Annotated in this window: 24 protein-coding genes and 1 tRNA gene; 12 read left to right on the plus strand and 13 right to left on the minus strand. The window is 67.6% G+C overall.

Annotated features, from left to right (window positions below; translation table 11 throughout):
- Positions 1–25: 25 nt before the first annotated feature.
- The 3 genes from LOS8367_RS01510 to LOS8367_RS01520 all read right to left on the minus strand — a co-directional run bounded on the left by LOS8367_RS01510 (position 26) and on the right by LOS8367_RS01520 (position 2,318).
- On the minus strand, positions 26–1,264 hold the full coding sequence (locus tag LOS8367_RS01510; protein WP_085894678.1) for an aspartate kinase: 1,239 nt from the start codon (positions 1,262–1,264) through the stop codon (positions 26–28).
- Between the two features lie 70 nt (positions 1,265–1,334).
- On the minus strand, positions 1,335–1,757 hold the full coding sequence (locus LOS8367_RS01515; protein WP_085894898.1) for a DUF1178 family protein: 423 nt from the start codon (positions 1,755–1,757) through the stop codon (positions 1,335–1,337).
- A 69-nt stretch (positions 1,758–1,826) separates the two neighbouring features.
- Positions 1,827–2,318, minus strand: a complete 492-nt coding sequence (locus LOS8367_RS01520) for an NUDIX hydrolase (RefSeq protein ID WP_085894679.1) — start codon at positions 2,316–2,318, stop codon at positions 1,827–1,829.
- 139 nt (positions 2,319–2,457) lie between these two features.
- Here LOS8367_RS01520 and LOS8367_RS01525 point away from each other — a divergent pair, with 139 nt between their 5' ends.
- The 4 genes from LOS8367_RS01525 (at position 2,458) to modC (ending at position 6,174) form a co-directional block, all read left to right on the plus strand.
- On the plus strand, positions 2,458–3,582 hold the full coding sequence (locus LOS8367_RS01525; RefSeq protein WP_085894680.1) for an acetoin utilization protein AcuC: 1,125 nt from the start codon (positions 2,458–2,460) through the stop codon (positions 3,580–3,582).
- 62 nt (positions 3,583–3,644) lie between these two features.
- Positions 3,645–4,424 (plus strand): molybdate ABC transporter substrate-binding protein, encoded by a 780-nt coding sequence (gene modA, locus LOS8367_RS01530; protein ID WP_085894899.1) that lies wholly within the window; start codon positions 3,645–3,647, stop codon positions 4,422–4,424.
- Entirely contained in the window at positions 4,421–5,113 is a 693-nt protein-coding gene (gene modB / locus LOS8367_RS01535) for a molybdate ABC transporter permease subunit (protein WP_085894681.1), read from the plus strand. The genes modA and modB overlap by 4 nt, the downstream gene beginning before the upstream one ends.
- Positions 5,110–6,174, plus strand: a complete 1,065-nt coding sequence (gene modC / locus LOS8367_RS01540; RefSeq protein ID WP_085894900.1) for a molybdenum ABC transporter ATP-binding protein — start codon at positions 5,110–5,112, stop codon at positions 6,172–6,174. Before modB ends, modC begins: the two co-directional genes overlap by 4 nt.
- Before the next feature lie 58 nt (positions 6,175–6,232).
- Here modC and LOS8367_RS01545 read toward each other — a convergent pair whose 3' ends face one another.
- Both LOS8367_RS01545 and nhaC read right to left on the minus strand, forming a co-directional pair.
- Complete coding sequence (locus LOS8367_RS01545) at positions 6,233–6,502, minus strand: DksA/TraR family C4-type zinc finger protein (protein WP_085894682.1); 270 nt, start codon at positions 6,500–6,502, stop codon at positions 6,233–6,235.
- A gap of 132 nt (positions 6,503–6,634) precedes the next feature.
- Positions 6,635–8,143 (minus strand): Na+/H+ antiporter NhaC, encoded by a 1,509-nt coding sequence (nhaC, locus tag LOS8367_RS01550; RefSeq protein ID WP_085894683.1) that lies wholly within the window; start codon positions 8,141–8,143, stop codon positions 6,635–6,637.
- A 253-nt stretch (positions 8,144–8,396) separates the two neighbouring features.
- Between nhaC and yghU the strand changes: the two genes are divergently transcribed.
- On the plus strand, positions 8,397–9,263 hold the full coding sequence (gene yghU, locus LOS8367_RS01555) for a glutathione-dependent disulfide-bond oxidoreductase (protein ID WP_085894684.1): 867 nt from the start codon (positions 8,397–8,399) through the stop codon (positions 9,261–9,263).
- Between the two features lie 60 nt (positions 9,264–9,323).
- Here the strand turns inward: yghU and LOS8367_RS01560 are convergent, their stop codons facing one another.
- Positions 9,324–10,754, minus strand: coding sequence for a phospholipase D-like domain-containing protein (locus tag LOS8367_RS01560; RefSeq protein WP_085894685.1), 1,431 nt, complete (start codon positions 10,752–10,754; stop codon positions 9,324–9,326).
- A gap of 80 nt (positions 10,755–10,834) precedes the next feature.
- Positions 10,835–12,064 carry a lytic murein transglycosylase gene (locus LOS8367_RS01565; protein WP_085894686.1) on the minus strand — a complete coding sequence of 410 codons (1,230 nt, stop codon included), beginning with the start codon at positions 12,062–12,064 and terminating at the stop codon, positions 10,835–10,837.
- Between the two features lie 176 nt (positions 12,065–12,240).
- Between LOS8367_RS01565 and LOS8367_RS01570 the strand changes: the two genes are divergently transcribed.
- Positions 12,241–13,533, plus strand: coding sequence for a cation:proton antiporter (locus tag LOS8367_RS01570; protein WP_242665477.1), 1,293 nt, complete (start codon positions 12,241–12,243; stop codon positions 13,531–13,533).
- Between the two features lie 154 nt (positions 13,534–13,687).
- Here the strand turns inward: LOS8367_RS01570 and LOS8367_RS01575 are convergent.
- Positions 13,688–13,761, minus strand: a tRNA-Cys gene (locus LOS8367_RS01575).
- Positions 13,762–14,174: 413 nt separating this feature from the next.
- Between LOS8367_RS01575 and LOS8367_RS01580 the strand changes: the two genes are divergently transcribed.
- From LOS8367_RS01580 to LOS8367_RS01590, 3 genes are all read left to right on the plus strand, one after another.
- On the plus strand, positions 14,175–14,828 hold the full coding sequence (locus LOS8367_RS01580) for a protein-L-isoaspartate O-methyltransferase family protein (RefSeq protein ID WP_085894688.1): 654 nt from the start codon (positions 14,175–14,177) through the stop codon (positions 14,826–14,828).
- Positions 14,829–14,882: 54 nt separating this feature from the next.
- Positions 14,883–16,250, plus strand: coding sequence for a TolC family outer membrane protein (locus LOS8367_RS01585; RefSeq protein WP_106535011.1), 1,368 nt, complete (start codon positions 14,883–14,885; stop codon positions 16,248–16,250).
- A 73-nt stretch (positions 16,251–16,323) separates the two neighbouring features.
- Positions 16,324–17,211, plus strand: coding sequence for a hypothetical protein (locus tag LOS8367_RS01590; RefSeq protein ID WP_085894690.1), 888 nt, complete (start codon positions 16,324–16,326; stop codon positions 17,209–17,211).
- Between the two features lie 4 nt (positions 17,212–17,215).
- On the opposite strand, the gene LOS8367_RS01595 is transcribed toward LOS8367_RS01590, so the two are convergent.
- Positions 17,216–18,667, minus strand: coding sequence for a cobyric acid synthase (locus LOS8367_RS01595; protein WP_085894691.1), 1,452 nt, complete (start codon positions 18,665–18,667; stop codon positions 17,216–17,218).
- A 72-nt stretch (positions 18,668–18,739) separates the two neighbouring features.
- Here LOS8367_RS01595 and LOS8367_RS01600 point away from each other — a divergent pair, with 72 nt between their 5' ends.
- Positions 18,740–19,309 (plus strand): cobalamin biosynthesis protein CobQ, encoded by a 570-nt coding sequence (locus LOS8367_RS01600; RefSeq protein WP_085894692.1) that lies wholly within the window; start codon positions 18,740–18,742, stop codon positions 19,307–19,309.
- A gap of 74 nt (positions 19,310–19,383) precedes the next feature.
- Here the strand turns inward: LOS8367_RS01600 and LOS8367_RS01605 are convergent, their stop codons facing one another.
- The gene (locus LOS8367_RS01605; RefSeq protein ID WP_026147324.1) at positions 19,384–19,707 is read right to left on the minus strand and encodes a DUF6280 family protein; all 324 of its coding nucleotides are present in this window, start codon (positions 19,705–19,707) and stop codon (positions 19,384–19,386) included.
- A gap of 241 nt (positions 19,708–19,948) precedes the next feature.
- Here LOS8367_RS01605 and efp point away from each other — a divergent pair, with 241 nt between their 5' ends.
- Positions 19,949–20,512, plus strand: a complete 564-nt coding sequence (gene efp, locus LOS8367_RS01610; RefSeq protein ID WP_085894693.1) for an elongation factor P — start codon at positions 19,949–19,951, stop codon at positions 20,510–20,512.
- 98 nt (positions 20,513–20,610) lie between these two features.
- Positions 20,611–21,438, plus strand: coding sequence for an inositol monophosphatase family protein (locus tag LOS8367_RS01615; RefSeq protein WP_085894694.1), 828 nt, complete (start codon positions 20,611–20,613; stop codon positions 21,436–21,438).
- Here LOS8367_RS01615 and ygfZ read toward each other — a convergent pair.
- Genes ygfZ through LOS8367_RS01630 form a run of 3 tightly spaced genes read right to left on the minus strand, consistent with a single transcriptional unit; the run spans position 21,435 to position 24,675 of the window.
- The gene (gene ygfZ, locus LOS8367_RS01620; protein WP_085894695.1) at positions 21,435–22,172 is read right to left on the minus strand and encodes a CAF17-like 4Fe-4S cluster assembly/insertion protein YgfZ; all 738 of its coding nucleotides are present in this window, start codon (positions 22,170–22,172) and stop codon (positions 21,435–21,437) included. The two genes, LOS8367_RS01615 and ygfZ, sit on opposite strands and share 4 nt — an antisense overlap.
- Before the next feature lie 32 nt (positions 22,173–22,204).
- Entirely contained in the window at positions 22,205–23,998 is a 1,794-nt protein-coding gene (locus LOS8367_RS01625; RefSeq protein WP_106535010.1) for an ABC transporter ATP-binding protein, read from the minus strand.
- Complete coding sequence (locus tag LOS8367_RS01630; protein WP_242665478.1) at positions 23,995–24,675, minus strand: tyrosine-protein phosphatase; 681 nt, start codon at positions 24,673–24,675, stop codon at positions 23,995–23,997. Before LOS8367_RS01630 ends, LOS8367_RS01625 begins: the two co-directional genes overlap by 4 nt.
- Positions 24,676–24,730: the final 55 nt, after the last annotated feature.

A 24,730-nucleotide genomic window follows, 5' to 3' on the forward strand; every position in this document is an offset into this window, starting at 1 on the left:
CATGTCCGGGGGGGAGTGGTCCCGGTCAGGCGGCCTTGTCCAGCCCGAAGGCATCATGGAGGGCCTGCACCGCGAGTTCCATGTATTTCCGGTCGATCAGCACGGAAATCTTGATCTCCGAGGTGGTGATGACCTTGATGTTGATGCCTTCGGCGGCAAGCGCCTTGAACATGTCGGCGGCGACGCCGGTATGGCTGCGCATGCCGATGCCGACCACCGAGACCTTGGCCACGCCGGTATCGGTGACCAGATCGTTGAAGCGGATGTCGCCGCGATCGCGGGCCGCCTCGACCGCCTTCTCGGCGCGCATCACCTGATCGTTGGGGCAGGAGAAGGTCATGTCGGTGCGACCCTCTTCCGAGATGTTCTGGACGATCATGTCCACGTTCACGCCCGCATCCGCCAGCGCCCCGAAGATCGCCGAGGCGATGCCGGGCCGGTCGGCCACGGAGATGAGCGTCATCTTGGCCTCGTCGCGGGAATAGGCGACACCGGCGACCACGTTGCTTTCCATGATTTCCTCCTCGTCGCAGACGAGCGTTCCCGCGTCGTCGGACTGTTCCTCGAAGCTCGACAGCACGCGCAGCTTCACCTTGTATCGCATCGCCAGCTCGACCGAGCGGGTCTGCAGCACCTTGGCCCCGAGCGAGGCCAGCTCCAGCATCTCCTCGAAGGCGATGCGGTCGAGCTTGCGGGCCTTTTCGCAGATCCGCGGGTCGGTCGTGTAGATGCCGTCCACGTCGGTATAGATGTCGCAGCGCTCGGCCTCGAAGGCGGCGGCGAAGGCCACCGCCGTGGTGTCGGAGCCGCCGCGCCCAAGCGTGGTAATCCGGCCCTCGGGGCTCACGCCCTGGAAGCCCGCGACGACGGCGACCTTCATGCCCTCGGCGAATTTGGCGCGGATATTGGCGGGCGGGATGTCGAGGATACGCGCCGCGCCATGCGCGCTCGTGGTCTGGACCGGCACCTGCCAGCCCTGCCAGCTGCGCGCCGGGATATCCATTTCCTGCAACCGGAGCGCCATGAGACCGGCGGTCACGTTCTCGCCCGAGGAGGTGACGGCGTCGTATTCGCGGGCGTCATACATGGGCGAGGTCTCGTTCACCCAGCCGACCAGTTCGTTGGTCTTGCCGGCCATCGCCGACACGATCACGATCACCTCGTGCCCCTTGGCCACCTCGACGGCCACGCGTTTCGCGGCCCGGTGGATCCGGTCGAGCGTGGCGACCGAGGTGCCACCGAATTTCATCACCAGGACCGACATGGCTCTCCTCGCGCAGATTCCGGCGCCTCCATAGCGGCCGGGCGACGCGAGGGCAATGCGCGACCGCGCCTCAGTTGGTCCGGCGCTTCGGCGCGAAGGGCAGGGGAGCCACGGGGATGCCGTCCTCGATCAGCCGGCGCGCCTCGTCGAGCCTTGCCTCGCCATGGATCGCGCGCTCCGGCGTCTTGCCTTCATGCATGGCGCGGGCCTCGCGCGCGAAGGCGTCGCCGACGTAATCGGAACTGCTTTCGACCTTGCGCCTGAGTTCGGCCATCGCCCGCTCCAACGGGTTGCCGGGCTCGGAGAGACGGCGCGCGGGCGCCTTGACGTTCTCACGCACCGACGGCGCCATCAGCGCCTTGGAGACCCGCGCATCGCCGCAGACCGCGCAGGACAGCTGTCCGGCGCGCTCCAAGGCGTCATAGGCGCTCGCGGAGGCGAACCAGCTGTCGAAGGCGTGGCCGTTCTTGCAGGTGAGGTCATAGCGGATCATCGGCATCGGTCCCGGTGGCGGATATGCTTCAGATAGGCGCTGTCTCGACCGGGTGCAAAGCGCGGTCGATCACGAGCCTGCAAAGGGTGGCTGCGGCGCCGCAACCGGGCGCAGCGGCGCCGGGTCGAACAGCAGCACCATCTGCCGCAGTTCGGGCGCGTCGAGCTTGGCCGCCGCACGCTCGCGCGAGAACCATTTGCGCCGCCTCTGGCCGCGCTCGGGCCAGTCGCCGAGCACCTGCGTGACATGCACCGGGAACACCATCGCGAAATGCGGAGACCCGGTCTTGGCGCCGCCCTTCACGTAGGACCACACACCGAGGCAGCGATCCTCGGGCAGGCCGATGAGACCGGCCTCTTCGCGCGCCTCCCGCGCTGCGGCCTCTGCGGGGGTGGCGCGGTCCATCGGCCAGCCCTTGGGCAGGATCCAGCGGCCACGCCCCCGGCTGGTGATCAGGCAGACTTCTAGCGAGTCGTTCACCATGCGCCAGGGCAGGGCGGCGAACTGGGTGCGCCCGAGGCGCTGGTGGCGCCTTGCGACGCGGAGCGGAAGCTGAATCATGGGGCCTCTGGGATCGCGCCTGCCCGGGCGAGGTTCCACGACCGCGCCGGGGCTGGCAAGACTGCAATCGGTGCTATCTGCCACGCGGGCGGTGGCGACTTCGCGTCGGGTCCCGCAGAGGTTGCAGCGAAAGGGCCGCATGACCGCCACGGCACGTTTCATCGGATCCGAGATCTATCGCGGCTCGAGCTACGGGGCGTGGCACCCGCTACGGGTGCCGCGCGTCTCCACGGTCATGGATCTGGCCCGGGCGCTTGGCTGGCTGCCGCCCGATGTCTATCTGCGCAGTCCGCGCGCCCGGCCGGCGGCGCTGCACGGGTTTCACACGCCCGAATACGTGGCCGCCCTGATCGCGGCCGAGGCGACGCAGCAGGTCGGACCCGAGATCCGCGCCAGGCACCATCTCGGCACCCCCGCGAACCCGGTCTTCGCGGAGATGTTCCGCCGCCCGGCCACGGGAGCCGGGGGCGCACTGCTGGCGGGCGAGTTGCTGCGGCATGGCGGCCGGTTGCACCTGCCGGGCGGTGGCACTCATCACGGCCTCCCCGACCGGGCCAACGGGTTTTGCTACCTCAACGACCCGGTTCTGGCGATCGGTTCGCTCAGGGCGCATGGCGCCCGGCGCATCGCCTATGTCGATATCGACGCGCATCACTGCGACGGGGTCGAGGCGGGCTTCGCGCATGACCCCGACACGCTGATCGTCTCGACCCATGAAGAGAACCGCTGGCCCCGTACCGGCGCGGTCGAGGACGAGGGGGCGGGCCAGGTCTTCAACCTGCCGCTGCCCAGCGGCGCGGGCGACGATGTCATGGCATTGGCGCGCGATCGCGTGATCCTGCCCGCCGTCGCGATGTTTCGCCCCGATGCCATCGTGCTGCAATGCGGTGCCGATGCGTTGCTCGAGGATCCGCAATCGCGGCTCGCCATGTCGGGGCATGCGCATCTCGGAGTGCTGCGGGCTTTGCTGCCGCTCGCGCCGCGTTTTCTTCTGCTGGGCGGCGGCGGCTACAACCCCTGGAGCGTCGGGCGACTGTGGACCGCCGCGTGGGGGGTGCTGTCGGGCCGCGAGATTCCCGATCACCTGCCAGTGCCCGCGCAAGCGGTGCTGCGGGGGCTGGAATGGCACAAGCAGAGGCGGGCTGTCTCGCCGCCCGAAAACTGGCTCACGACGCTGCTCGATCCGCCGCGCCCGGGCGAGATCCCGGACGTGTTTCGGGACCGTGTCGCGACGCTTGAGGCACGGCTCTTGGCTTGGGTTTGAGACGTGCTCTTGCGGCGCGGGGCCACGGGATGCGAGAGGGAGGCCGAGACACGAGGTGGATGATGCTGTTGAAACCCCTGATCGCGGCGCTGCTGCTGGCGCTGCCCGGTGCCGCGCGGGCCGACCTGCTGGTTTTCGCGGCGGCGAGTCTCGGAGGCCCGCTGGACCGGGTGGTCGCGGCGTGGGAAGAGCAGGGCGGTGCGGAGGTGACGGTCTCCTATGCAGGGAGTTCGGCCCTCGCACGGCAGATCGCGGCGGGTGCGCCGGCGGATATCTTCATCTCGGCCAGCGCGGAGTGGATGGATGATCTCGAAGGGGCTGCCCTGATCGGACCGGGCAGCCGCCGCGACCTTCTGGGCAACGACCTCGTCCTGATCGCTGCCGATCCGCAGGCTGTCCCGGTCGATATTGGCCCCGATCTCGACCTCGTCACGATGCTGGGCTCGGGCCGCCTCGCCATGGCGCTGGTCGATGCCGTGCCCGCCGGCCAGTATGGTCGCGCCGCGTTGGAAAGCTTTGGTCTCTGGGCGGAGGTGGAAGCTCGGGTCGCGCAATCCGAAAACGTGCGCGCGGCGCTGGCCCTCGTGGCCAGCGGTGCCGCGCCGCTCGGCATCGTCTATGGCACCGATGCCATCGAGGAGCCGCGTGTGACGGTATTGGGTCGGTTTCCCGCGGATAGCCATCCGCCGATCCGTTACCCTGCGGCGCTCGTCGCGGATGCCGATGCCGAGGCGGCTGCGTTTCTCGATTTCCTCTCCGGCGCGGAGGCGGCCGCGATTTTCGAGGCGGCGGGGTTCTCCGTGCCCTGGACCTCTCAACCTGACGAGAAGGTTTCTCCATGACCGACTGGCTTGGGCCAGAGGAATGGCAGGCGGTGCGGCTGTCGCTCAAGGTTTCGGCCAGCGCCGTCGCCGCGAGTCTGCCGCTGGGGTTGATCTGCGCGTTGGCGCTGGCCAAGGGCCGGTTTCCGGGGCGACAATTGCTCAACGGGCTGGTGCATCTGCCGCTGATCCTGCCGCCGGTGGTGACGGGCTACCTGCTGCTGATCGCCTTCTCGCGGCAGGGCCCGTTGGGGTCGCTGCTCGAACCGTTTGGAATATCGTTCGCCTTCAGCTGGACCGGCGCAGCGCTGGCCGCCGCGATCATGGCGTTCCCCCTCATGGTGCGGCCGATGCGGCTTGCCTTCGAGGCGGTCGATCCGGGGCTCGAAGCGGCGGCGGCGACGCTCGGGGCCTCGCGGCTCAGGGTCTTTGCAACGGTGACGCTGCCGCTGGCGCTGCCGGGCGTCGTGGCGGGTGCGATCCTCGCCTTTGCCAAGGCGATGGGCGAATTCGGCGCAACGATCACCTTCGTCTCCAACATCCCCGGCGAAACCCGGACCATCCCGACGGCGATCTATGCCTTCTTGCAGATGCCGGGTGGCGAGGGCGCGGCGCTGCGGTTGGTCGCGGTGTCGGTGGCGCTGGCCATGGGCGCCCTGCTGGCATCCGAATGGCTGTCGCGGCGGATCGCGCGGCGGGTCGCGGCATGATCGCGATTCACGTGAAAAAGCGCTTGGGTGCCTTCGATCTCGATGCGGGCTTCGAGGCGCCGCCCGGCGTCATCGCGCTGTTCGGAAAATCGGGCTCGGGCAAGACCAGCCTGATCAACGCCGTGGCGGGGCTCCTGCGTCCCGAGGCGGGGCGGATCGAGGTGGACGGGGCGGTGCTCTTCGACGGGGCCGCGCGCATCGACATCCCCGTGCATCGTCGGCGCGTCGGCTATGTCTTTCAGGATGCGCGGCTGTTCCCGCATATGAGCGTGGCGAAGAACCTCGCCTATGGCGGCCGCCACGACCGCGACAGGGTGATCGACCTGCTGGGGCTGGACACGCTGCTAGATCGCCGCCCCGCCGCACTGTCGGGAGGCGAGCGACAGCGCGTGGCGATTGGCCGGGCGCTGATGTCGGATCCGCGCCTGTTGCTGATGGACGAGCCGCTTTCGGCGCTCGATGCCGAGCGCAAGGCAGAGATCCTGCCGTGGCTGGAGCGGCTTCGCGACGAGGCGGGGCTGCCGATCCTCTATGTCAGCCACGCCGCCTCCGAGGTCGCGCGGCTCGCCACCACGGTGGTGGTGATGGAGGCGGGGGGCGTGCGCCGGGTCGGCGCGGTGGCCGAGGTGCTCTCCGATCCGGCCGCCGTCGGCATGATCGGCGCGCAGGAGGCGGGCGCGGTGGTGCGCGCGCGCATCGCGGGTCTCGACCGGATCGACGGCCTGACCGAATTGGCGCTGTCGGGCGGGCGGATCGTGCTGCCGGGGCGGCTGGGGCAACTCGGCACGCATCTTCGTCTTAGGATCTCGGCGCAGGACGTGATCCTCGCGCGCGAAAAGCCGCAAGGGCTGAGCGCGCTGAACATCCTGCCCGCCGAGGTGACGGCCGTCGACGAGGGGCCGGAGGGCGCGGCGGTAGGGCTGCTATGCGGCACGGACAGGCTGCTTGCCCGGGTCACCCGCCGTTCGGCTCGCGCACTCAGGCTAGAGCCCGGTCAACGGGTCTGGGCTATCGTCAAGGCCAGCGCGGTGGCGCCGGACGATGTGGGCGGCGCGGTCTGACAGACAGGCCCGCCCGTCGCTTGATCCTTCTTCGCATACCCGGATTTGCCGCCGGAAATCAGCGCAGCTGGCTGTCCTTGGAGCCGCGCCGGTTGATGCCGCCCCGCGCCTCCGGGCGGCTGTCGCGCCCCTGCTGGCAATCGACGCAGAGCTTGACCCCCGGGATCGCCGCGCGCCGCCTTTCGGGGATCTCCTCCTCGCATTCGGCGCAATGGGTGCGGCTTTCGCCCGAGGGGCCACGCCGCGCCTGCATGCGCTTCAGCTCGTCATTGATCGAGGCTTCGATCTGCTCTTCCACCGCACCGTCGCGGGCCCAGCCTCCGGCCATGTGATGTCCTTTCGCATGAGGTCTGATCCCGACATAGGCAGATCCCATCGCGATCCAACCCGTGAGACGCGAAACGCCCCGCCGGTGAGGGCGGGGCGTTCCGTCGTATGGCTCGCATCTCGGAGCCTTGGATCAGACCGGCATGGCTTCCTTGGCCGGGCCGGGATCGCCGAGGTGGTCATGCTCCGACAGGTCCATGATGTCCTCGTTGTCGCGCTCCCAGTTGGCGCGGTCCTTCTCGGACGCCTTCGGCGAGAAGAACCCGGTGATGGCGTAGAAGATGCCGATCACCGGCGCGGTCCAACAGGCGAAGGCCAGCGGGATGTAGAGCAGGTTCTCCATGTTGCCGTCCATGATGCCGAGGCCCAGCGCGGTGATGACGAAGGCACCGCCGGCATTCCACGGGATCAGCGGGCTCATCAGCGTGCCGCCTTCCTCGGTGGCGCGGCTCAGGTTGAGCGTGGAGTAGCCCATGCCGCGATAGAGCGGCGCATACATCCGGCCCGGCAGGGCGATCGAGATGTAGGGGTCGCCCGCGACCACGTTGGTGGCGAAGGAGGTGACGATGGCCGAGGACTGCACCGCGGCAAAGCTCTTCACCCGGTTGACGATGGCGAGGATGATCGCCTCGAGGCAGCCGGTGCGCTCCAGCGCACCGCCGAAGCCCAGCGCGATCAGCATCAGCGAGATGGTCCACATCATCGACTGGATGCCGCCCTTGTTCAGCAGCGCGTCGATATCGGCGATGCCGGTCTCGATCGAGTAGCCCGACTGCGCGTAGGTGAACACGTCATGCAGGCCCACACCCTGCTGGAAAATGGCGATAATGCCACCCAGCAGCACGCCCGCGAAGAGCGAGGGCAGCGGCGGCTGGCGGAACAGCGCGAGGCCGATGACCAGCAATGCCGGGGTCAGCGGGATCAGCCCGAGGGCGAAGTCCTGCTCGAGCCGCGCGGTGATCTGGGTGATCGCCTCGAGCGAGGTGTCGGCAGGTTCGATCAAGCCGTAACCCGCCACGATGTAGACGCCCAGCGCGATCAGCATCGCGGGTACGGTGGTCGGCAGCATGTTCTGGATGTGGTCGAAGATGTTCACGCCGGTCACGGCGGGAGCGAGGTTGGTAGTATCCGACAGCGGCGAGATCTTGTCGCCGAAGAAGGCTCCCGAGACGATCGCGCCCGCGGTCCAGTACATCGGAATGCCGAAGCCAGCACCGATGCCCATCAGCGCAACGCCGATGGTGCCGACGGTGCCCCAAGACGTGCCCAGCGACAGCGAGACGACCGCACAGAGGATCATCGCGGCGGCAAGGAAGATCGAGGGGTTCAGAAGGGTCAGGCCGTAATAGATCAGCGTCGGCACGGTGCCCGAGGCGATCCAGACGCCGATGATCATGCCGACCACGATCAGAACGGAAAGCGAGGGAAGGGAGACGTGGATGACGTGGAACACGCCTTCGCGGATATCGGTCCATTTCTGGCCGCGCATCACGCCCAGAAGGCCGGTGATGGCGAGGCCGATCACCAGCGGGATATGCGGCGTGAAGTCGCCGAAATAGAAGAGCTGCAGGGCCAGCAGGCCCAGCGTCAGCACGACCGGCAGCAGCGCCAGTCCGAGGGAAGGCAGGTTTCTATCGGTCACGTGGGAGCGTTCTCCTAGCTGTTTCGAAAGGCGCTTTATGACGGAACTAGCGGAGAATTGCCACCGGGGTAGGGGAAATCCGGCCGGATTTTTCCGGTTTGGCGGGAAACCGGACCAGTGAAAGGTCATGATTGCAGGCTGATCGGTGTGTCGTGCGTTAGGGCGCACAACCTTGTGCGCGGGTTTCCCCTCGACAGACTGGGGTCGGGGTCGCATTTCAGTCATCAATCCGGACAAACCGACAGGACGCTCGATGAAGGATCTCAACGACTATACGCCGCCCAAGGTCTGGACTTGGGACGCAGAGAATGGCGGCCAGTTCGCCAAGACCAATCGCCCCGTCGCCGGTGCGACCCATGATGCGGAACTGCCGCGCGGCGAGCATCCGTTCCAGCTCTATTCCATGGCCACGCCCAATGGGGTGAAGGTCACGGTGCTGTTCGAGGAACTGCTCGAGGCCGGCCATTCGGGCGCCGAATACGATGCTTGGCTGATCCGGATCGGCGACGGCGACCAGTTCGGCTCGGAATTTGTGGAGATCAACCCGAATTCCAAGATCCCGGCCCTGCTCGACTTGAGTGGCGACAAGCCGCAGCGTGTGTTCGAATCCGGGGCGATCCTGTTGCATCTGGCCGAGAAATTCGGTGCCTTCCTGCCGAAAGATCCCGGTCAGCGCACCGAGGCGCTGAGCTGGCTGTTCTGGCAGATGGGCAGCGCGCCCTATCTGGGCGGCGGCTTCGGTCACTTCTATGCCTATGCGCCCGAGAAGTTCGAATACCCGATCAACCGCTTCGCCATGGAGACCAAGCGCCAGCTCGACGTGCTCGACCGGCACTTGGCCGAGCACGAGTTCATGGCGGACGAATACTCCATCGCCGACATGGCGATCTGGTCGTGGTACGGGCAGCTCGTGCTGGGTCGGCTTTACGACGCGGCCGAGTTCCTCGATGTGGAGAGCTACACGCATGTGATGCGCTGGGCCAAGGCGATCGACGCCCGCCCGGCGGTGCAACGGGGCCGGATGGTCAATCGGAGCTTCGGCGACCCGGCGCTGCAACTGCATGAGCGGCACTCGGCGGATGACTTCGAGACGAAGACGCAGGACAAGATCGGCGGCTGAAGTCGGCGATGCCCGGATGTGTCAAAGGGGCCGGTGCCATGTGCACCGGCCCTTCTTATGTCAGCCGGTCCAGGAGGAAGAGGTGCTTTCGGGATCGAGCAGGTCGGTCTCGGCGAGCTCGTATTCGACGATGTCGGAGAAGTCGGGTGCTTCGAATGGCACGAGGCTGCGCCCCTTGCCGCTTAGCGCGTCGATGGCCCGGACGAGCGAGCCACGCGCCTGGATCTCCTCTTCCACCTCGGCGTTCGAGCGGCCCAGATGCTCGGCCAGAAGATCGTTGCGCAGCCCGACGATCCGCTCGCGCAGCTCCGGCGCGGTGGCGCCACGCGCCTCGATCGAGACATCGCATTCGGTATCGAAGCCCATGGAGCGGTTGTTCATGTTGGACGAGCCCACCCGCATGAGCAGGTCGTCCATGATGACCACCTTGGCGTGGACATAGATATGCGCGCCGCCCTCGGCCACGGGGGTGTAGAGCCGGAACCGGTCGTAGCGGTCGGCATCGCGCACCAGCCTCAGCAGCCGCGCCCGTGCCGTGCCCATCGCCTTCTCCTCGAGCCAGCCCTGCGCGGTGTGCGGGTTGACCACCACGATCTCCGGCCCGTCGGGCTCGCGCAGCCGCGTGGCCATCGCCTCGGCGATGCGGCGCGAGGCGAAATACTGGCTCTCGATGTAAAGCGTCTTCTTGGCGCGGGCGATGACCTCGAGATAGAGCGCCTCGATCTCGCGCACTTCCTCGCGCTCCTTGTAGGCAGGCAGAGTGCGCGAGATGGCTGCCGGATGGCCCGCGGCAATGGGTTCCAGCCCCGAGGGCCAGATCGGCGCCTGCGGTCCCGGGGCCTCCAGCGTCTCGCCCGTGGCGTCGAACCAGCGCTGCCGCGCGAGATCGCCCAGCGCCTTCGCCGCCTCGCCGCTTAGGGCGGTGGTGATATCGTGCCACGGCCCGTAATGGCGTTTCGAGGTGGGTCGCCTGCGGCGCGGGTCCTCGTCGAGATGCGACCGGGTGTCCCAGCGCTTGGCGGTGATGTCGATGCCGCCGCAGAAGGCCAGCACGTCATCGATCACCACGATCTTCTGATGATGCGCGGCCCCGGAAGGGTGGGCATGGTCAAGCTTCATGTGGATGCGTCCATTGGTCATCCAGTCTGCCAGAACCAGCGGTGTCGAGCCGCGCGACAGCGTCTCGATGATGCCGAGATCCCACTTCAGCAGATGCACCTGCAGGTCGGGCGTCTTCTCAACCACCCATTCGAGATAGGCGCCCAGCGTGTTGGGCACACCGTCCTCCTCGGCATCGGGTTCAAGCTCGATCCGCGTGTCGAAATCCCAGCCGATGAACAGTACGCTGCGCTTGGCATGGCGCACCACCTCGCGGATCGTCGCGAAGTAATCGGCCGCATCGACGATCACGGCCAGCCGGTCTGCCCGCGCGATGCGCCAGCAGGTCTCGCCCTCGCGCAGAATGGGTCGCGTCGGATCGGGGGAACTCATCGCTGGTCTCCTGCTCTTGCGGTCACGAGACAAACGGGCGCTGCCCGCCCGCGTTCCGCCATTTGACTGATTGAGCGGGTTCAGCCGTTCAGCGCGCCGCGCATTCCGGTATCGGGAAAGCAGGTGGCGGCATGGCCCTGCGCTTCCTGCCAGCGACCGATCGAACGCCGGGTCTTGAAGCCCGCCAGCCCATCGGCGCCGCCCACGTCGTGCCCTTTCGCCTCGAGCGCGCGCTGCATCGCGGCCACGTCCGAGCGCATCAGCCCGCCCACGCGGCCCCAGCCGCCCGCGAAATCACCCACCCCATAGGCGATGCGGTCACCGACATGGCCGACGAAAAGCGCGTAGAGATCGCTCATGTTGTAGCTCTTGAGCACGTAGAAGTTGGGCGTCACCACGAAGGCGGGGCCGTGCCGCCCGGCCGGCATCAGCAAGAAGCCCTCGCGCGCGGCCTCGTGGTCCGGAAAGGGTTTGCCGGAAACGCGGGTGATGCCCATGGCCGCCCAGTCGCGGATGAGCCGCCCCTGATCGGGCCCTTCCAGCGTGCAGGAAACCGCCTCCGGTACGCGGACTTCGAAGCCCCAGTCGCGTCCCGCGACCCAGCCATGCCGGGCGAGATAGGTGGCGATCGAGGCGAGCGTGTCGGCCTCCGAACGCCAGATGTCGGCGCGCCCGTCGCCATCGCCATCGGCTGCGTATTTGAGGAAGCTCGTCGGCATGAATTGCGGCTGGCCGAGCGCGCCAGCCCAGCTCGATTTCATCGCGGCGCCCGGTGCGTGACCCGCCTGGGCGATGCGCAGCGCCGCGACCAGTTCTTCGGTGAAATACTCGGCGCGACGCCCGATGAAGCCCTTGGTGCCCAGTACCCGAAAGACGTTGTGCGGAATCGCGGCGCGGCCATAGCCGCTTTCGCGGCCCCAGATGGCGAGAACGATGTGTCCGGGCACACCGGTCGCCCGCTCGATACGGGTCAGCGTGGCGGCATGGCGCGCCGCCATCTGCCGCCCCACCGAGGCCGCGCCCTGTACCGCGCCTGCGCTGAAATAGGCGCCGGGGCTGCCGAACTCGGCCTGTCGCTGCCGTTGCGGCTGCGCCGGTGCGCCCGGCGGGGCGAGATCGGGCAGGTCCCAATCGAGCGTGACCCCCGAAAAGGCCGCATCGAATGTGGAGCGGGATACGCCCGCGCCTTGGGCGCGCGGCCAGACGGTCTGCTGCAGCCAGCCCCGAAATTGCCGTTCGAGCGCGGCGCGGTCCTGCGCGGCAAGGGAGGCGGGGAGAAGGGCGAGAAGCAAGGCGAGAATGCGCAGCATGGGGGCGTTCGTTCCGATCGGTTCGGGGATACGGCGCCAGCCTAGGCGGCGTCGGCCGCGCTGTCACGGCGGGGTGGGGCCGCCTTGCCGCCTGCGGGCGCGATCCCGCCTGCCGCTGCGCGACGTCCCCTTGTCGCAGCGCCCGGGCGGCGCAGTTTGTCGGTCTCGGAAGGGTGATGGAGGAGGGGCCAGTGGAGGGCGAGCCGTTTTTCGGGCTGAATCGGTATCACATCGCCTTGGCGGTGCTGGGCCTCGTGATCATCCTCGCGCGCTGGCTACCCCGGCTGATCTCGCGCCGCGAACCGGCGGCAGCACCGTTGATGATCCTGTTCGGCGCGGGAATCGCGGTCTGGCTGCCGGATCTCGCGACGTTGCCCGACCCTCGCGAGACGCCGCTGCCATGGGAGTTGGCGAGCGAACTCACGGTGATCGTCGCGCTGTTCGGCTCGGGAATGCGGCTCGACGAGCTTCGCCCTTGGTCGCGTTGGAGGCCAACCTTCCGAATGCTCGGCATCGCGATGCCGCTGACCATCTTCGCGGTGGCTTTCCTGGGGGTCGGCCTCACCGGCATGACGGTGGCCGGCGCGGTGCTGCTGGGCGCGGTTCTCGCCCCGACCGATCCGGTGCTTGCGGCCGATGTGCAGGTCGGGCCCCCACAGGAAGGGGCCGAGCATCCCGTCCGTTTCACTCTGACCACCGAGGCGGCGTTGAACGACGGTCTGGCCTTTCCCTTCGTCTATCTCGGGCTGATCCTCGCGGCCGAGGGGCTCAACCCGGGTGCCTGGGCGCTCGACTGGCTGTTGCGCGACGTGATCTACCGGATCGCTCTGGGCACCGCGATGGGCTGGCTTGGCGGCAAGGCGCTGGGTTACGTGCTGTTCCGCTTCCCTGCCGATGCGGCCTTGGCCCAGACCGGCTCGGGGGTGGTCGCGCTGGCGGGAATCCTGTTGTGCTACGGCTCGACGGAGTTGATCGAAGGCTACGGCTTCATCTCGGTGGCCGTTCTCGGCCTGACCTTGCGGCGGATCGAGAAGGACCACCATTTCCACAAGCGACTGCACGATTTCTCCGAATCGATCGAGCATGCCCTCACGGCGGCGCTGCTGGTGGCGCTCGGCACGGTGCTGCCGCTGCTGTTTCGCGATCTCACCTGGTCCCAGATCGCCGTGGCGGCGGTGCTTCTCCTGGTGATACGCCCGGCTGCCGGCTGGTTGTCGCTGGGGCGAAGCGGGCTTGGATGGCGCGACCGCAGCATCGTCGCGGTCTACGGCGTCCGCGGTATCGGGTCGATCTACTACCTGTGCTATGCCGGGAGCCACATGGAGTTCGTCGACGAGGATTCATTGTGGTCCCTCGTAGCGCTGGTCATCCTCGCCTCGACCTTCCTGCACGGCTTCAGCGTCGGCTGGGCCATGGATCAATCATCCGAAAAGCAAGGGGCACGGGCCCTCGGGTCCGCAGAGCGCTAAAGGGAATGCGTTGGCATCCGGTCTTTCGAGCGGGCTTCTGGCGCGCGGAGGCCGGGCTGGATGCAGGGTTGGTTGACTGGAAAACATATCCCTTCACACCGGCGGCGCGGGTCAAAGTCCGTCTGCCTGCGTCATGAGTGGATATGTCGGGATATGGAGGCGGGTACCGGAATCGAACCGGTCTACACGGATTTGCAATCCGCTGCGTAACCTCTCCGCCAACCCGCCTCGGTGTCGGCTTCACTATGGTTTGTCGTGGCAGGCGTCAAGCAATTATCGAGGTCTTTCCGAGCAGGCTGGTGGGCCTGAATGCGCGACCCGTCGAAGGATGGTTTCGAGTTGCTCATGTCGCGAGACGTGCAAAAGCATGAGGGTATGGCTGCCTGCACAGCGACTCCGTCTGGCGGCCCAAAGTCTGCATCCAATCACTGTGCAACTCCGCGAGCATCGTCTCGCGGGCTTCCGCCCGAAGCTCGTGGCCAGCGTGGGACGGCGTCGCGGCATCCACGAACAATCTGCAAGTGTGGCCGCAAGACACGACCAAAGCGGCGCGGCGGCTGGGCAGAGGCGCAGAGCAGTTGCCGCTTGCCGGAGGTTGTGGCATCACGGCCGTGGAGAAATTGAACGAAAGAGTCCGGTCCGTGGTTGATTATGCGACCCGCCGCGTCTTCATGGTCGATACGCAGGTGCGGCCTTCTGACGTGACGAAATTTCCGATCATCGACGCGATGCTCGATGTGCCGCGCGAGGCCTACGTGCCCGCGGCGCTGCGCGAGGCGGCCTATGTGGGCGAAAACCTGTCGCTTGGCGGGGACCGCGTGGTGCTGGAGCCGCGGACGCTGGCCAAGATGCTCGACGGGCTCGAGATCGATCCGCAGGACGCGGTGCTCGATCTGGGTTGCGGCCTGGGCTACTCGACCGCGCTCTTGGCGCGGCTCGCGGGCTTCGTCGCAGCGGTCGAGGATGACGAGGCGCGCGCCGCCGAGGCGCAGTCGATCCTCTCCGAGCATGGCGTCGACAACGCGGCGGTGATCTGCGCCCCGCTGGCCGAGGGTGCACCCAAGAGCGGCCCCTATGACGTCATCATCATCGAGGGTGCGATCGAACGTTTTCCCGATGCGCTGGACGCGCAGCTGCGCGAAGGCGGCCGGGTCGCGGCGATCTTCGCCGAAGGCGCGCTGGGCGTGGTCCGGATCGGCTACAAGATCGACGGGCGAATCTCGTGGCGCTTCGCGTTCAACGCGGGAGCGCCGCTTCTGAAGGGTTTCGAGGCGGAACAGGACTTCGTGCTGTAAGGGCACGAGTGAAAAACAAGAGGGCAGGGTGGTATGCGGCGAATTGTAGGTAGCTTGATTCTGGGTGCCGGCCTTGCCGCCGCCGTCGTGGCGCCCGCGCGGGCTGATACGCTCGCGCAAGCCTTGGCCTATGGCTATGAGAACAGCGGGCTTCTCGATCAGAACCGGGCGCTGCTGCGCGCGGCCGACGAGGACGTGGCGCAGGCGATCGGTGCGCTGAGGCCGATCATCAGCTGGTCGGCTCAGACCGCTCTCTCCACCAGCAGCGCGCTGCGCGATGCCGCTCCCGGCACGAACGGTGTCGACAGCTTCGATGTCTCCAGCTCCGCTACCCTTTCCGCATCGCTGCTGCTCTATGATGGCGGTCAGAGCCGCTACGGCATCGACGCGCAAAAGGCGCTGGTGCTTTCCACGCGCGAAGGGCTCCGCGGCGTGGAGCAGCAGGTGTTGCAGCGGATCGTCCAAGCCTACATGGAAGTCCAGCGCGCCAGCGCCTTCGTCGAACTGCGCCGCAACAACTTGCGCCTGATCACTCAGGAACTGCGCGCCGCGCAGGACCGATTCGAAGTAGGTGAGGTCACGAGGACCGACGTGTCGCTGGCCGAGGCCGCATTGGCTTCCGCGCGCAGCCTTCTGGCCTCCGAAGAGGGTGGATTGACCCAAGCCATCGCCGAATTCCGTGCGGCGGTCGGGCGCAATCCGGATGGCCTTGCCCAGGCGCCCGATGCCCGAATTCCGGGCAGCCTCGCCGAGGCGCAAGCCATTGCGCGGCGCGAGCATCCGTCGATCAAGGGCGCGCAGTATGCCGTCACCGTCGCGGAGCTCAACATCGCTCGGGCCGAGGCGACGACTCGTCCGGAACTGTCGCTCACCGGCAGCATCTCGGTCGACGACAATTTCGACGACGAAGAGCAGATCGGCATCAGGATGCAGCAGTCGATCTATTCGGGCGGCCAGCTGGCCAGCCAGATTCGGCAAGCCAAGGCCAATCGCGACGCGGCGCGGGGCGATCTGCTCAACACCAGCCGCACGGTCGAGCAGACCGTGGCCAACGCCTATTCGCTGCTCTCCGTCGCGCGCGCCAGCATCGAGGCCTCGACCCGCGAAGTCCGGGCGGCGCAAGTGGCTTTCGACGGGCTGCGCGAGGAGGCCCGGCTTGGGGCGCGGACCACGCTCGACGTGCTCAATGCCGAGCAGGACCTGCTCGACGCGCGTGCCACGCTGGTTTCGGCGCAGATCGACGAGACGCTGGCGGGCTATGTCGTGCTGGCCGCGATCGGCCGGTTGACCGCCGAGCAGCTGGGGCTGCCGGTGCAGGTCTATGACCCGGTGGCCTATTACAACCTCGTGCGCAACGCGCCCGCCGCCACATCGGCGCAGGGCAAGGCGCTGGACCGTGTGCTCGAAGCGATTGGCCGCTGAACCACTGCTGGCGGGGTTGTTGCCGGGCGCCCGGGGCTTCGCTAGACTTCTTTCGAGGCAAGCAGGGTAGATCATGTCCGATCCGGTCAAGAGCGTCGAAATCGAGGATGTGCTCTCCTCCATCCGCAGACTGCTTGCGGATGGCGAGGGGCAGGGCGGGGGCCGTCCCGCGCCGCAGCAAACGGCCGATGCAACCAGCAGATCGCCGGTGGCGCCATCGCGGGTGCGGGCCGAAAGACGCGGCGATGCGCCGCTGGTCCTGACGCCCGCGCTGAGGGTGTCAGGCCGAGAGGGCGCGGCCGAGCGGCCATCGCGCTTTCCGGCGCCCGTCGCGGCGAACACGGGGACGCCCGGCGCACCATCGGCCGATGATGATTTCGAGCCTGCCGACCTGACTGCCGCGTCCTCCGACAAGAGCGGCTCGCTGCGCTCGCGCCTCGAGGAGACGATTGCCGAACTCGAATCGGCGATCACCCATCGCGCCGACGAGTGGGAGCCCGACGGCAGCGAACCGGCGCCGGTGATGGACTGGTCCGCCGCGCGGGCCGAGGATACCCCGTTCCTGAGCCGTCGCCATGTCGGCCCTGTGTCTACCGGGCGCGCCGCGCCAAGCGTTCCGCGCGAGATGCAGAGCGCGCCGCAACCGCAGGCGCCCGGCCCCGATGTCGAAGATCAGCGACCCCTGAGCGAGCCGGAAACGGTCGCCGAGCCGCAGGAGCAGTCGGCGGCGAATGTGCGTTCTCAGCCTGAGATCGCAGAGCCAGCGGCCAAGTCAGTCGAGGCGACAGCTCCAATGCCGTCCCCCGAAGCTCTTGTCGATGAGGACACGCTGCGTCGTCTGATCACCGAGGTGCTGCGCGAAGAACTGCGCGGTCCATTGGGCGACCGGATCACCGGCAATCTGCGCAAGCTGGTGCGCCGCGAGATCTTCCGGGCACTGGCAAGCGGCGAATTCGAGTGATCCCTCAGACCGGCGCCGCGAGAGCGAGCAGCCGGTCGATATCGAGATGCCGCTCGAGATGCGCGGCCAGCGCGTCGAGCGTCGTCTCCACCGCATCATCATAGCCGGGGCGCGAAACGACGCCCAGTTCGGCAAGAAAGGCGGCGCGGAAAGCGTCCTCAGAAAACAGCCCGTGCAGATAACAGCCGTGCACAAGCCCGTCGGCGCTCGCCGCGCCTTCGGGGCGGCCCTCGATGTCGAGCCAGGCCCGCGCGGCGTGATCCGGCCCGGTGGTCCGGCCGATATGGATCTCGTAGCCCCGGAGCGGCGTACCATCTGCGCGCAGCCGCGCCGCCACGAGGCCTAGCCGCTTTTCGGGCCGCATGACCGTCTCGACATCGAGCAGGCCCAGCCCCTCGACCCGGCCCGGCGGCCCTTCGATGCCCTCGGGGTCTGCGATCGAGCGGCCCAGCATCTGGTACCCACCGCAGATACCCATGACGCGGCCGCCGCGACGCAGATGTGCGCGCAGGTCGATGTCCCAGCCCTCGGCCCGAAAGGCTGCGAGATCCGCGATGGTGGATTTGGAGCCGGGGATCAGCACGAGATCGGCATCGCCGGGCAGGGGGCGCCCCGGTTCGATCATCGTGACGCTGATACCGGGCTCAGCGGAGAGCGGGTCGAGATCGTCGAAATTGGCGATCCGGTTCAGTCGCGGCACCGCGATCTTCAGCGCACCGCCGGGCCGCGAAACGATCTCGGCCGCGTCCTCCGCGGGCAGCCGCCAGGCTTCGGCGAAATGCGGCACGATCCCCAGCGGCGCCCAGCCAGTGCGCCCTGCGATGAAACGCATCCCTTCGGCAAATAGGCTGGCGTCGCCCCGGAACTTGTTGACGGCAAAGCCTCGTATCAGGGCCGCGTCGTCGGCATCCAGAACCGCATGGCTTCCGACCAGCTGCGCGATCACGCCGCCCCTGTCGATATCCCCCAAAAGCACCACCGGCACGCCGGCCGCCAGGGCGAAGCCCATATTCGCGATGTCGCCCGACCGCAGGTTGACCTCGGCAGGGCTGCCCGCGCCTTCGACGATGACGAGATCATGCGCGGCCGCGAGCCTGCGAAAGCTTTGCAGCACCCGCGGCAAGAGTTGCGGCTTCAGGGCCGCGTAATCGCGGGCCCGCGCCGTGGTAAGACGCTGGCCCTGCACCACGACCTGCGCGCCGGTTTCGCTTTCGGGCTTGAGCAGAACCGGGTTCATGTCGCTATGCGGCGGGACCCCGGCGGCACGGGCCTGCAGCGCCTGCGCCCGGCCGATCTCGCCGCCATCCTCGGTCACGGCGGCGTTGTTCGACATGTTCTGGGGTTTGAAAGGAGCCACCGAGAGACCGCGCCGCCGCGCCGCGCGGGCAAGCCCGGCAACGATCATCGACTTGCCGACATTCGAGCCCGCCCCCTGGATCATGATCGCTCGTGCCATGCCTGCCGCCGCTTTCCGTCGTCTGTCGCCTGAGATAGCTGTCTAGGGACGGCACGGCCCAAGGGAAAGCCCATGAACACCCCCGCGCATCTGATCTTCGGGGCGGCAGCTTTCGGCCAGCCGGGGAGGCCCGCTGTGACGTCGGCGGCGCTGCTCGGAGGACTGGCACCGGACCTGTCGCTCTACCTCATGGTGGCTTGGGCACGATTCGTCGGCGACGTGCCGGCCCGCACGATCTTTCGCGAATACTATTTCTCGGATGCGTGGATGGCCGTCTTCGCCGTCGACAACTCGTTCCCGATCTGGGGCGCGCTGCTGGCGCTCGCGATCTGGCGGCGCTGGCCCGTCATCATCGCCTTTGCCGGGGCAGGGCTGCTGCACCTTGCGCTCGACCTGCCGCTGCATGGGGCGGATGCCCGGCCGATGTTCTGGCCGCTGAGCGACTGGCGGTTCGTTTCGCCACTGAGCTACTGGGACCGCAGCCACCATGCGGGGATCATCGGACCACTGGAGGCGGGCCTGTCCGTGTTGCTGACGGGTTTCATGCTCTGGCGGTTCAAAAGCCTCGTTCTGCGGGCAGGGCTGGTGCTGCTGCTGGCGGCTGAGCTGGGGTCGTCGGGGATCTGGCGCTTCGTCTTCTGAAGCGAGCACCGGGCAAGAAAAAACGCGGCTCCAGATGGAAGCCGCGTTTTTTCAGCAGGTCGGAAAAGCGTGGATCAGGCGGCGCGGGATTCCAGCTCGGCCGCATGACGACGCTCGCTCTCTTCGCGCGACAGCGCGACCGAGGTGCGCACACCCTTGCCCACGAATTCCATCAGACCCGCCACGACGCGCTCGTTGGGATCGATGCCGGCGCAGGACAGCACCTCGCGCCCGTCACGCGACCGCGCCCAACGGGCGATCTGTTCCGGGCCGTTACCATATTTCTTGTCGTCGGCGATGGCGTCGTCCAGAGCGGCAAGCACGACGGCCGCAAAGAGCTTGCGGGCGCGGTTGCCCTGCTCGTTGTTGTAGGCGGTGCCGTCAACGAAATCCTTCATCATGCTTCCTTACGTTCTTTTTGCTCTTGTCGCCAATGCGTCAGAGTGACTAGCCCGAAACCACGGTGATTCGGGTCACCGTTTTCGGAATGTCAGCCATGTGTTCAGTGCATGGCTCCGCGCGTGACGACCTTGCGGGGCTGGGGCGAGTCGGCTCAGCTTGCCTTGGGGCGACCCGCGAGATATAGGCGTGGGCCAATCTCGATCAACCCATCGCCACAATTCCGTCACATGGACCGACATGCCCAAGATCAACGGTAACGAAATCCGCCCCGGCAACATTCTCGAGCACAATGGCGGCCTGTGGGCTGCCGTGAAGGTCGATCATGTGAAACCCGGCAAGGGCGGCGCCTTCGCGCAGGTCGAGATGAAGAACCTGCGCAACGGCTCCAAGCTCAACGAGCGCTTCCGCTCCGCCGACAAGGTCGAGCGCGTGCGCCTCGAGCAGAAGGATCAGCAGTTCCTGTTCGAAGCCGACGGCATGCTGACCTTCATGGACAGCGAGACCTACGACCAGATCGTGCTGCCGGCCGAGCTTCTGGGCGATCGCCGCCCGTTCCTGCAGGACGGCATGACCGTGCATATCGAATATTACGGTGACGAGGCGCTGAACGTATCGCTGCCGCAGAAGGTGACCTGCAAGATCGTCGAGACCGAGCCGGTGGTGAAAGGCCAGACCGCGGCCAACAGCTTCAAGCCGGCACTGCTCGACAATGGCGTGCGGGTGATGGTGCCACCCTTCATTGGCCAGGACGAGGACATCGTCGTCAACACCGAGACCATGGAATACGCCGAGCGCGCCTGAGCCCCTCCGGCCTTGCGGCCGGGCCGGGGATCGGCAGACTGCGCCCGATCGGGGGCGGCTCCACCGGGGCCGCCCCTTTTTTCTGGCGGGAGGCGGCGATGATCGACAACGGAGAGCTGGCGGAGATCCTGAAGGCTGCGGCGCGGGCCGAGATCCTGCCCCGGTTCCGGCGGCTCGGGGCAGGTGACATCGCCACCAAGAGCGGTCCCGACGACCTCGTCACCGAAGCCGACACCATGGCCGAGATCCGCATCACGGCGGCGCTGCGCGATTTGCTGCCCGGCGCGTTGATCGTCGGGGAGGAGTCAGTCTCCGAGGATGCCACGCTCCTCGACGGGCTGGGCACGGCCGAGCTTTCGGCGATCATCGACCCGGTCGACGGCACCTGGAACTTTGCGCGCGGCCTGGCGCTCTTCGGAATGATCCTGGCTCTCGGGGAACGAGGCCGCGTGACGCACGGCCTCCTCTACGACCCGTTGCTTGATGACCGGATCGAAGCGCATGAGGACGGTCCTTGCGAGCTGGTGACGTCGGATGGCGGGCGTCGGGTCTTGTCGACATCGGAGATCAGCGATCCCGATCGCATGAACCTCTACGTGCCGCTGGCGCTCTTGCCAGCTGACCGACAGCATGCCGTCGCCGCCGCCTTTCCCGGTTTCGGCCGGGTGACGAGCCTGCGCTGCTCCTGCCACGAATACCGGCTGATCGCCCAAGGCCATGCCGAGGCGACGCTGGCCGCGGTGCTGAACCCATGGGACCACGCCGCCGGCGCCTTGGCGGTGACGCGCGCGGGCGGCGTGGCTCGGATGCTGGACGGTCGCAGCTACCATCTCGGCCTACCGCGCGACGCGGGCTATCTGCTCACCGCGTCGAGCGAGGCGGCCTGGGAGGCCGTGGCGGCCCGGCTCGGCCCAGCGCTGCTCTAGTCGAGCCGTGTCACCCTTGCCTCGCCGGCCTGCATTCCTTCCGATGCCCTGTCGAAGCGCAGCCAGGCGATGGCGCGATCGCCCGCACGGCTGTGCAGCGTGCCCACGATCTTCTCGCCGCTCGTGATCTCGGTACCGGGCTCTGCCGGACCTTCCACCTTAACGCGGGCAAAGCCCTTGCGCAGTTCGGTCTTGTGTTTCATCCGCGCGGTGACCTCCTGCCCGACATAGCAGCCCTTGCGGAAATCCACGCCGTTCATGCGCTCGAACCCGGCTTCGAGTATGTAGCTCTCCGGCCCCAGTTCATGACCCCATTCGGGGATCAGGTGTTCGACCCGCAGCGCCGTCCAGTCGCTGCCGTCATCGCCCGTCTGCGCGCCGTAAAGGCGCCAGCCCAACGCGGCGTGGCGCGGATCGGGCAGGGCACCTTCGGGTGCGGGACCGGTCCCGCGCGAGACCTTGAGGTCGGCCTCGGCCAATGCCACGTCGGCGCGGAGCTTGTACATCGACAGCCGCTGGAACAGCTGCGGCGCCACGTCGGCAGCGACATCGATCAGGAAACGGTCGCTCTCTCCCTTGAGGAAGAAATCGGCGATGAGCTTGCCCTGCGGGGTCAGCAGCGCCGCATAGGCGAGGCCGTCCTTTGCCCGGGCGATGTCGTTGGTGACGAGCCCTTGAAGGAACTCCTCGCGGTCGGTGCCGGTGACGGCGATGATGCTACGATCCTGTGTCATGCCGCCCTACATAGGGGGCCATGCGGCCGGCGTCAGCCCGTCTCGGGATCGCGGAACTGCAACGCGTGCAGATCGGCATAAAGACCGCCCCGCGCCAGCAACTCGGCATGGCTGCCCTGATCGACCACCTGACCGTGATCCATCACCACGATGCTGTCGGCACCCTGCACTGTGGACAGGCGGTGCGCGATCACCAGCGTCGTGCGTCCCTCTGAAAGCCGCTCCAGCGCCTGTTGCACCACCGCCTCGGATTTCGTGTCGAGCGCGCTGGTCGCCTCGTCGAGCAGCAACACCGGCGTATCGCGCAGAAGCGCGCGGGCGATGGCGACGCGCTGGCGCTGTCCGCCCGAAAGCGCCGAACCGCGCGGCCCGGCGGGGCTGTCGAGGCCCTTGGCCAGTCGCGGCAGGAAATCGGAGACATGCGCCGCGTCGAGCACCTCGCGCAGCCTCTTCTCGGAGACGTCGGTACGGCCGAGCAATATGTTGTCGCGGATCGATTCGTCGAACAGCAGCGCGTCCTGCGTCACCACCGAGATCAGCCCGCGCAGATCCTCGAGCGCAAGCGCGCGGGTCGGCACGCCGCCGATGGTGATCTCGCCCGATTGCGGATCGACGAGCCGGGCCAGCAGGTTGAACACCGTGCTCTTGCCTGCCCCCGATGCGCCGACCAGCGCGGTGGTGCGGCCAGCCTTGGCGGTGAAGCTCGCGCCGCGCAGCACCGGCAGATCGCCATAGTGGAGGCGCACGTCGTCGAGCCGGATCTCCGGAGCCCCTCGTGGGGCAGGGCGCGGCGTCGCGGGCGAAACGAGAGAGGGCTTCGCGTCGAAGATGGCGCGCATTCGCTCGAGGCTGGCGGCGGCGGTCTGCCATTGGCCCGAGATGTTGCCGAGCCGACGCAGCGGTTCGAAGGCAAGGCTCATGGCGGTGAAGAAGGCCATGAACTGACCGACCGATTTGTCACCGGCGATGATCTCGGCGCCGCCGTAGAACAGCACGCCCAGAAAGCCGAGGCCGGTCATGATGTCGATCATGGAGGGAATAGCGGCCTGACCGGAGGAGGCATGTATTTCGGCGCGCACACGGGCGCCGATCAGCCGGTCATAGCGCTCGGACTGGTAGCGCTCGAGCCCGTTGAGCTTGATCGGCGCGATGCCGTGGAACACCTCGTCGAGCCGGGTCGACATGCGCGCCGCGATCTCGCGCGAGCTGCGCGAACGGCGGCGCACGTATTTCTGCGCGAGCAGCGAGGGCAGCACGAGGATCGGGATGCCGATCAGCGCCACCAGCGTCCAGCGCCAGTCAACCGAGAGTGCCACGGCGAACAGCGCGATCACCGAGGTCACGTCGCGCCCGGCCCCGGTGATGAGCGCGGCCCAGACTTGGTTGATCGAGTTGACGTCGCCCTGCACCCGCTCGATCAGGTAGCCCGGCGGATGCGCTTGGTGCCAGCCACCGTCGAGCCGCATCAGATGCGCCAGCAGGTCGGCCCGCAGCTGGGCGGCGCTGCGTTCGCGGATCGTGGTCATCAGCACCCGCTGGCCCAGCGAGGTCACGGCGCGCACGATGAAGATGCCCATCACCACGACGCCGACGATCCACAGCGCCTCGGTCCGTCCGGCGACGAAGACCTCGTCGAACATCGGCTTCATCATCGAGGCGAACAGCCCCAGCGAGCCGCCCTCGATCGCCATCAGGACCATCGCGACCACCAGCCAGCGCCAGTGCCGCGAGAGGTAGCTGCGCCACAGCCATAGAAACAGCCCGCGGCGATCAGGGCGCGGCGCAGCCGGATCGGCGTCGGCGGGTGGGCGCAGCGCGGTGGTCATCGCTTGGCCCGCCCGGCCTCGAAGCTGCTCTGCGCGGCCTCGGCATCGTACTCGGTGGCGATCCAGTCCTCGATCCCGATCGGACCGCGCTCCTGCCGCGCGGCATAGAGGTCGAGGATGTGGTCGAGAATGCCGGTGCGAGAGCGGCGGAAATGCAAGAAGCGCGGATGCAGCTGGCGGCGCGCCTCCTCGATCGGCCGGCCCTCGGCCAGAAGATGCAGGGCCGAGGCGAAACCGGCGCGGTCGGCACCCGATTTGCAATGCATCACCACCGGGCGCTCGGCCTCGCGCAGCAACTCGAACAGCCGCAGGATCTGGCCACGCGGCGCGGCGCGACGCGCCGAAAGCTGGGTCGAGACAAGCCGTAGCCCCAGTGCCCGGCAGCTCTCGGCTTCGAACAGGTAGCGCGGATGCCCGCCCTCGCCGCGCAGGTTGATGACCGTGCGAATACCGATCTTGGCCATCTTCTCGAACCGGCCATGCGTCGGCTGGTTCGAACGGAACACGCCCGGGGTGACGAGATGGAAATTGGTCCACCAATAGCGCAGGATCGCGTGGTCCAGGATCAGGTAGCTCGCCAGCGCGCGGCGGCGGGCGCCGGCATCGTCGAGGTGATGATGCCGCCCGGTGCGGGCGCGCCGCTCCCAGGCCTTCAGATCCTCGAGAAGCTTCATCATCGGTCCTATCCCACGCATCCGGCATTCAATAAGCATCCCGAGCCCCTCTCGCAAG

The organism is Limimaricola soesokkakensis (assembly GCF_900172345.1).
GTDB classification, from domain to species: Bacteria; Pseudomonadota; Alphaproteobacteria; order Rhodobacterales; family Rhodobacteraceae; genus Limimaricola; species Limimaricola soesokkakensis.

Excerpts from the sequence above, each read along its gene's own strand:
- LOS8367_RS01510 (WP_085894678.1), bottom strand. The coding sequence starts at position 1,264 with ATGTCGGTCCTGGTGATGAAATTCGGTGGCACCTCGGTCGCCACGCTC.
- LOS8367_RS01515 (WP_085894898.1), bottom strand. The coding sequence starts at position 1,757 with ATGATCCGCTATGACCTCACCTGCAAGAACGGCCACGCCTTCGACAGC.
- LOS8367_RS01520 (WP_085894679.1), bottom strand. The coding sequence starts at position 2,318 with ATGATTCAGCTTCCGCTCCGCGTCGCAAGGCGCCACCAGCGCCTCGGG.
- LOS8367_RS01525 (WP_085894680.1), top strand. The coding sequence starts at position 2,458 with ATGACCGCCACGGCACGTTTCATCGGATCCGAGATCTATCGCGGCTCG.
- modA (WP_085894899.1), top strand. The coding sequence starts at position 3,645 with ATGCTGTTGAAACCCCTGATCGCGGCGCTGCTGCTGGCGCTGCCCGGT.
- modB (WP_085894681.1), top strand. The coding sequence starts at position 4,421 with ATGACCGACTGGCTTGGGCCAGAGGAATGGCAGGCGGTGCGGCTGTCG.
- modC (WP_085894900.1), top strand. The coding sequence starts at position 5,110 with ATGATCGCGATTCACGTGAAAAAGCGCTTGGGTGCCTTCGATCTCGAT.
- LOS8367_RS01545 (WP_085894682.1), bottom strand. The coding sequence starts at position 6,502 with ATGGCCGGAGGCTGGGCCCGCGACGGTGCGGTGGAAGAGCAGATCGAA.
- yghU (WP_085894684.1), top strand. The coding sequence starts at position 8,397 with ATGAAGGATCTCAACGACTATACGCCGCCCAAGGTCTGGACTTGGGAC.
- LOS8367_RS01560 (WP_085894685.1), bottom strand. The coding sequence starts at position 10,754 with ATGAGTTCCCCCGATCCGACGCGACCCATTCTGCGCGAGGGCGAGACC.
- LOS8367_RS01565 (WP_085894686.1), bottom strand. The coding sequence starts at position 12,064 with ATGCTGCGCATTCTCGCCTTGCTTCTCGCCCTTCTCCCCGCCTCCCTT.
- LOS8367_RS01570 (WP_242665477.1), top strand. The coding sequence starts at position 12,241 with ATGGAGGAGGGGCCAGTGGAGGGCGAGCCGTTTTTCGGGCTGAATCGG.
- LOS8367_RS01590 (WP_085894690.1), top strand. The coding sequence starts at position 16,324 with ATGTCCGATCCGGTCAAGAGCGTCGAAATCGAGGATGTGCTCTCCTCC.
- LOS8367_RS01595 (WP_085894691.1), bottom strand. The coding sequence starts at position 18,667 with ATGGCACGAGCGATCATGATCCAGGGGGCGGGCTCGAATGTCGGCAAG.
- LOS8367_RS01600 (WP_085894692.1), top strand. The coding sequence starts at position 18,740 with ATGAACACCCCCGCGCATCTGATCTTCGGGGCGGCAGCTTTCGGCCAG.
- LOS8367_RS01605 (WP_026147324.1), bottom strand. The coding sequence starts at position 19,707 with ATGAAGGATTTCGTTGACGGCACCGCCTACAACAACGAGCAGGGCAAC.
- efp (WP_085894693.1), top strand. The coding sequence starts at position 19,949 with ATGCCCAAGATCAACGGTAACGAAATCCGCCCCGGCAACATTCTCGAG.
- LOS8367_RS01615 (WP_085894694.1), top strand. The coding sequence starts at position 20,611 with ATGATCGACAACGGAGAGCTGGCGGAGATCCTGAAGGCTGCGGCGCGG.
- ygfZ (WP_085894695.1), bottom strand. The coding sequence starts at position 22,172 with ATGACACAGGATCGTAGCATCATCGCCGTCACCGGCACCGACCGCGAG.
- LOS8367_RS01625 (WP_106535010.1), bottom strand. The coding sequence starts at position 23,998 with ATGACCACCGCGCTGCGCCCACCCGCCGACGCCGATCCGGCTGCGCCG.
- LOS8367_RS01630 (WP_242665478.1), bottom strand. The coding sequence starts at position 24,675 with ATGATGAAGCTTCTCGAGGATCTGAAGGCCTGGGAGCGGCGCGCCCGC.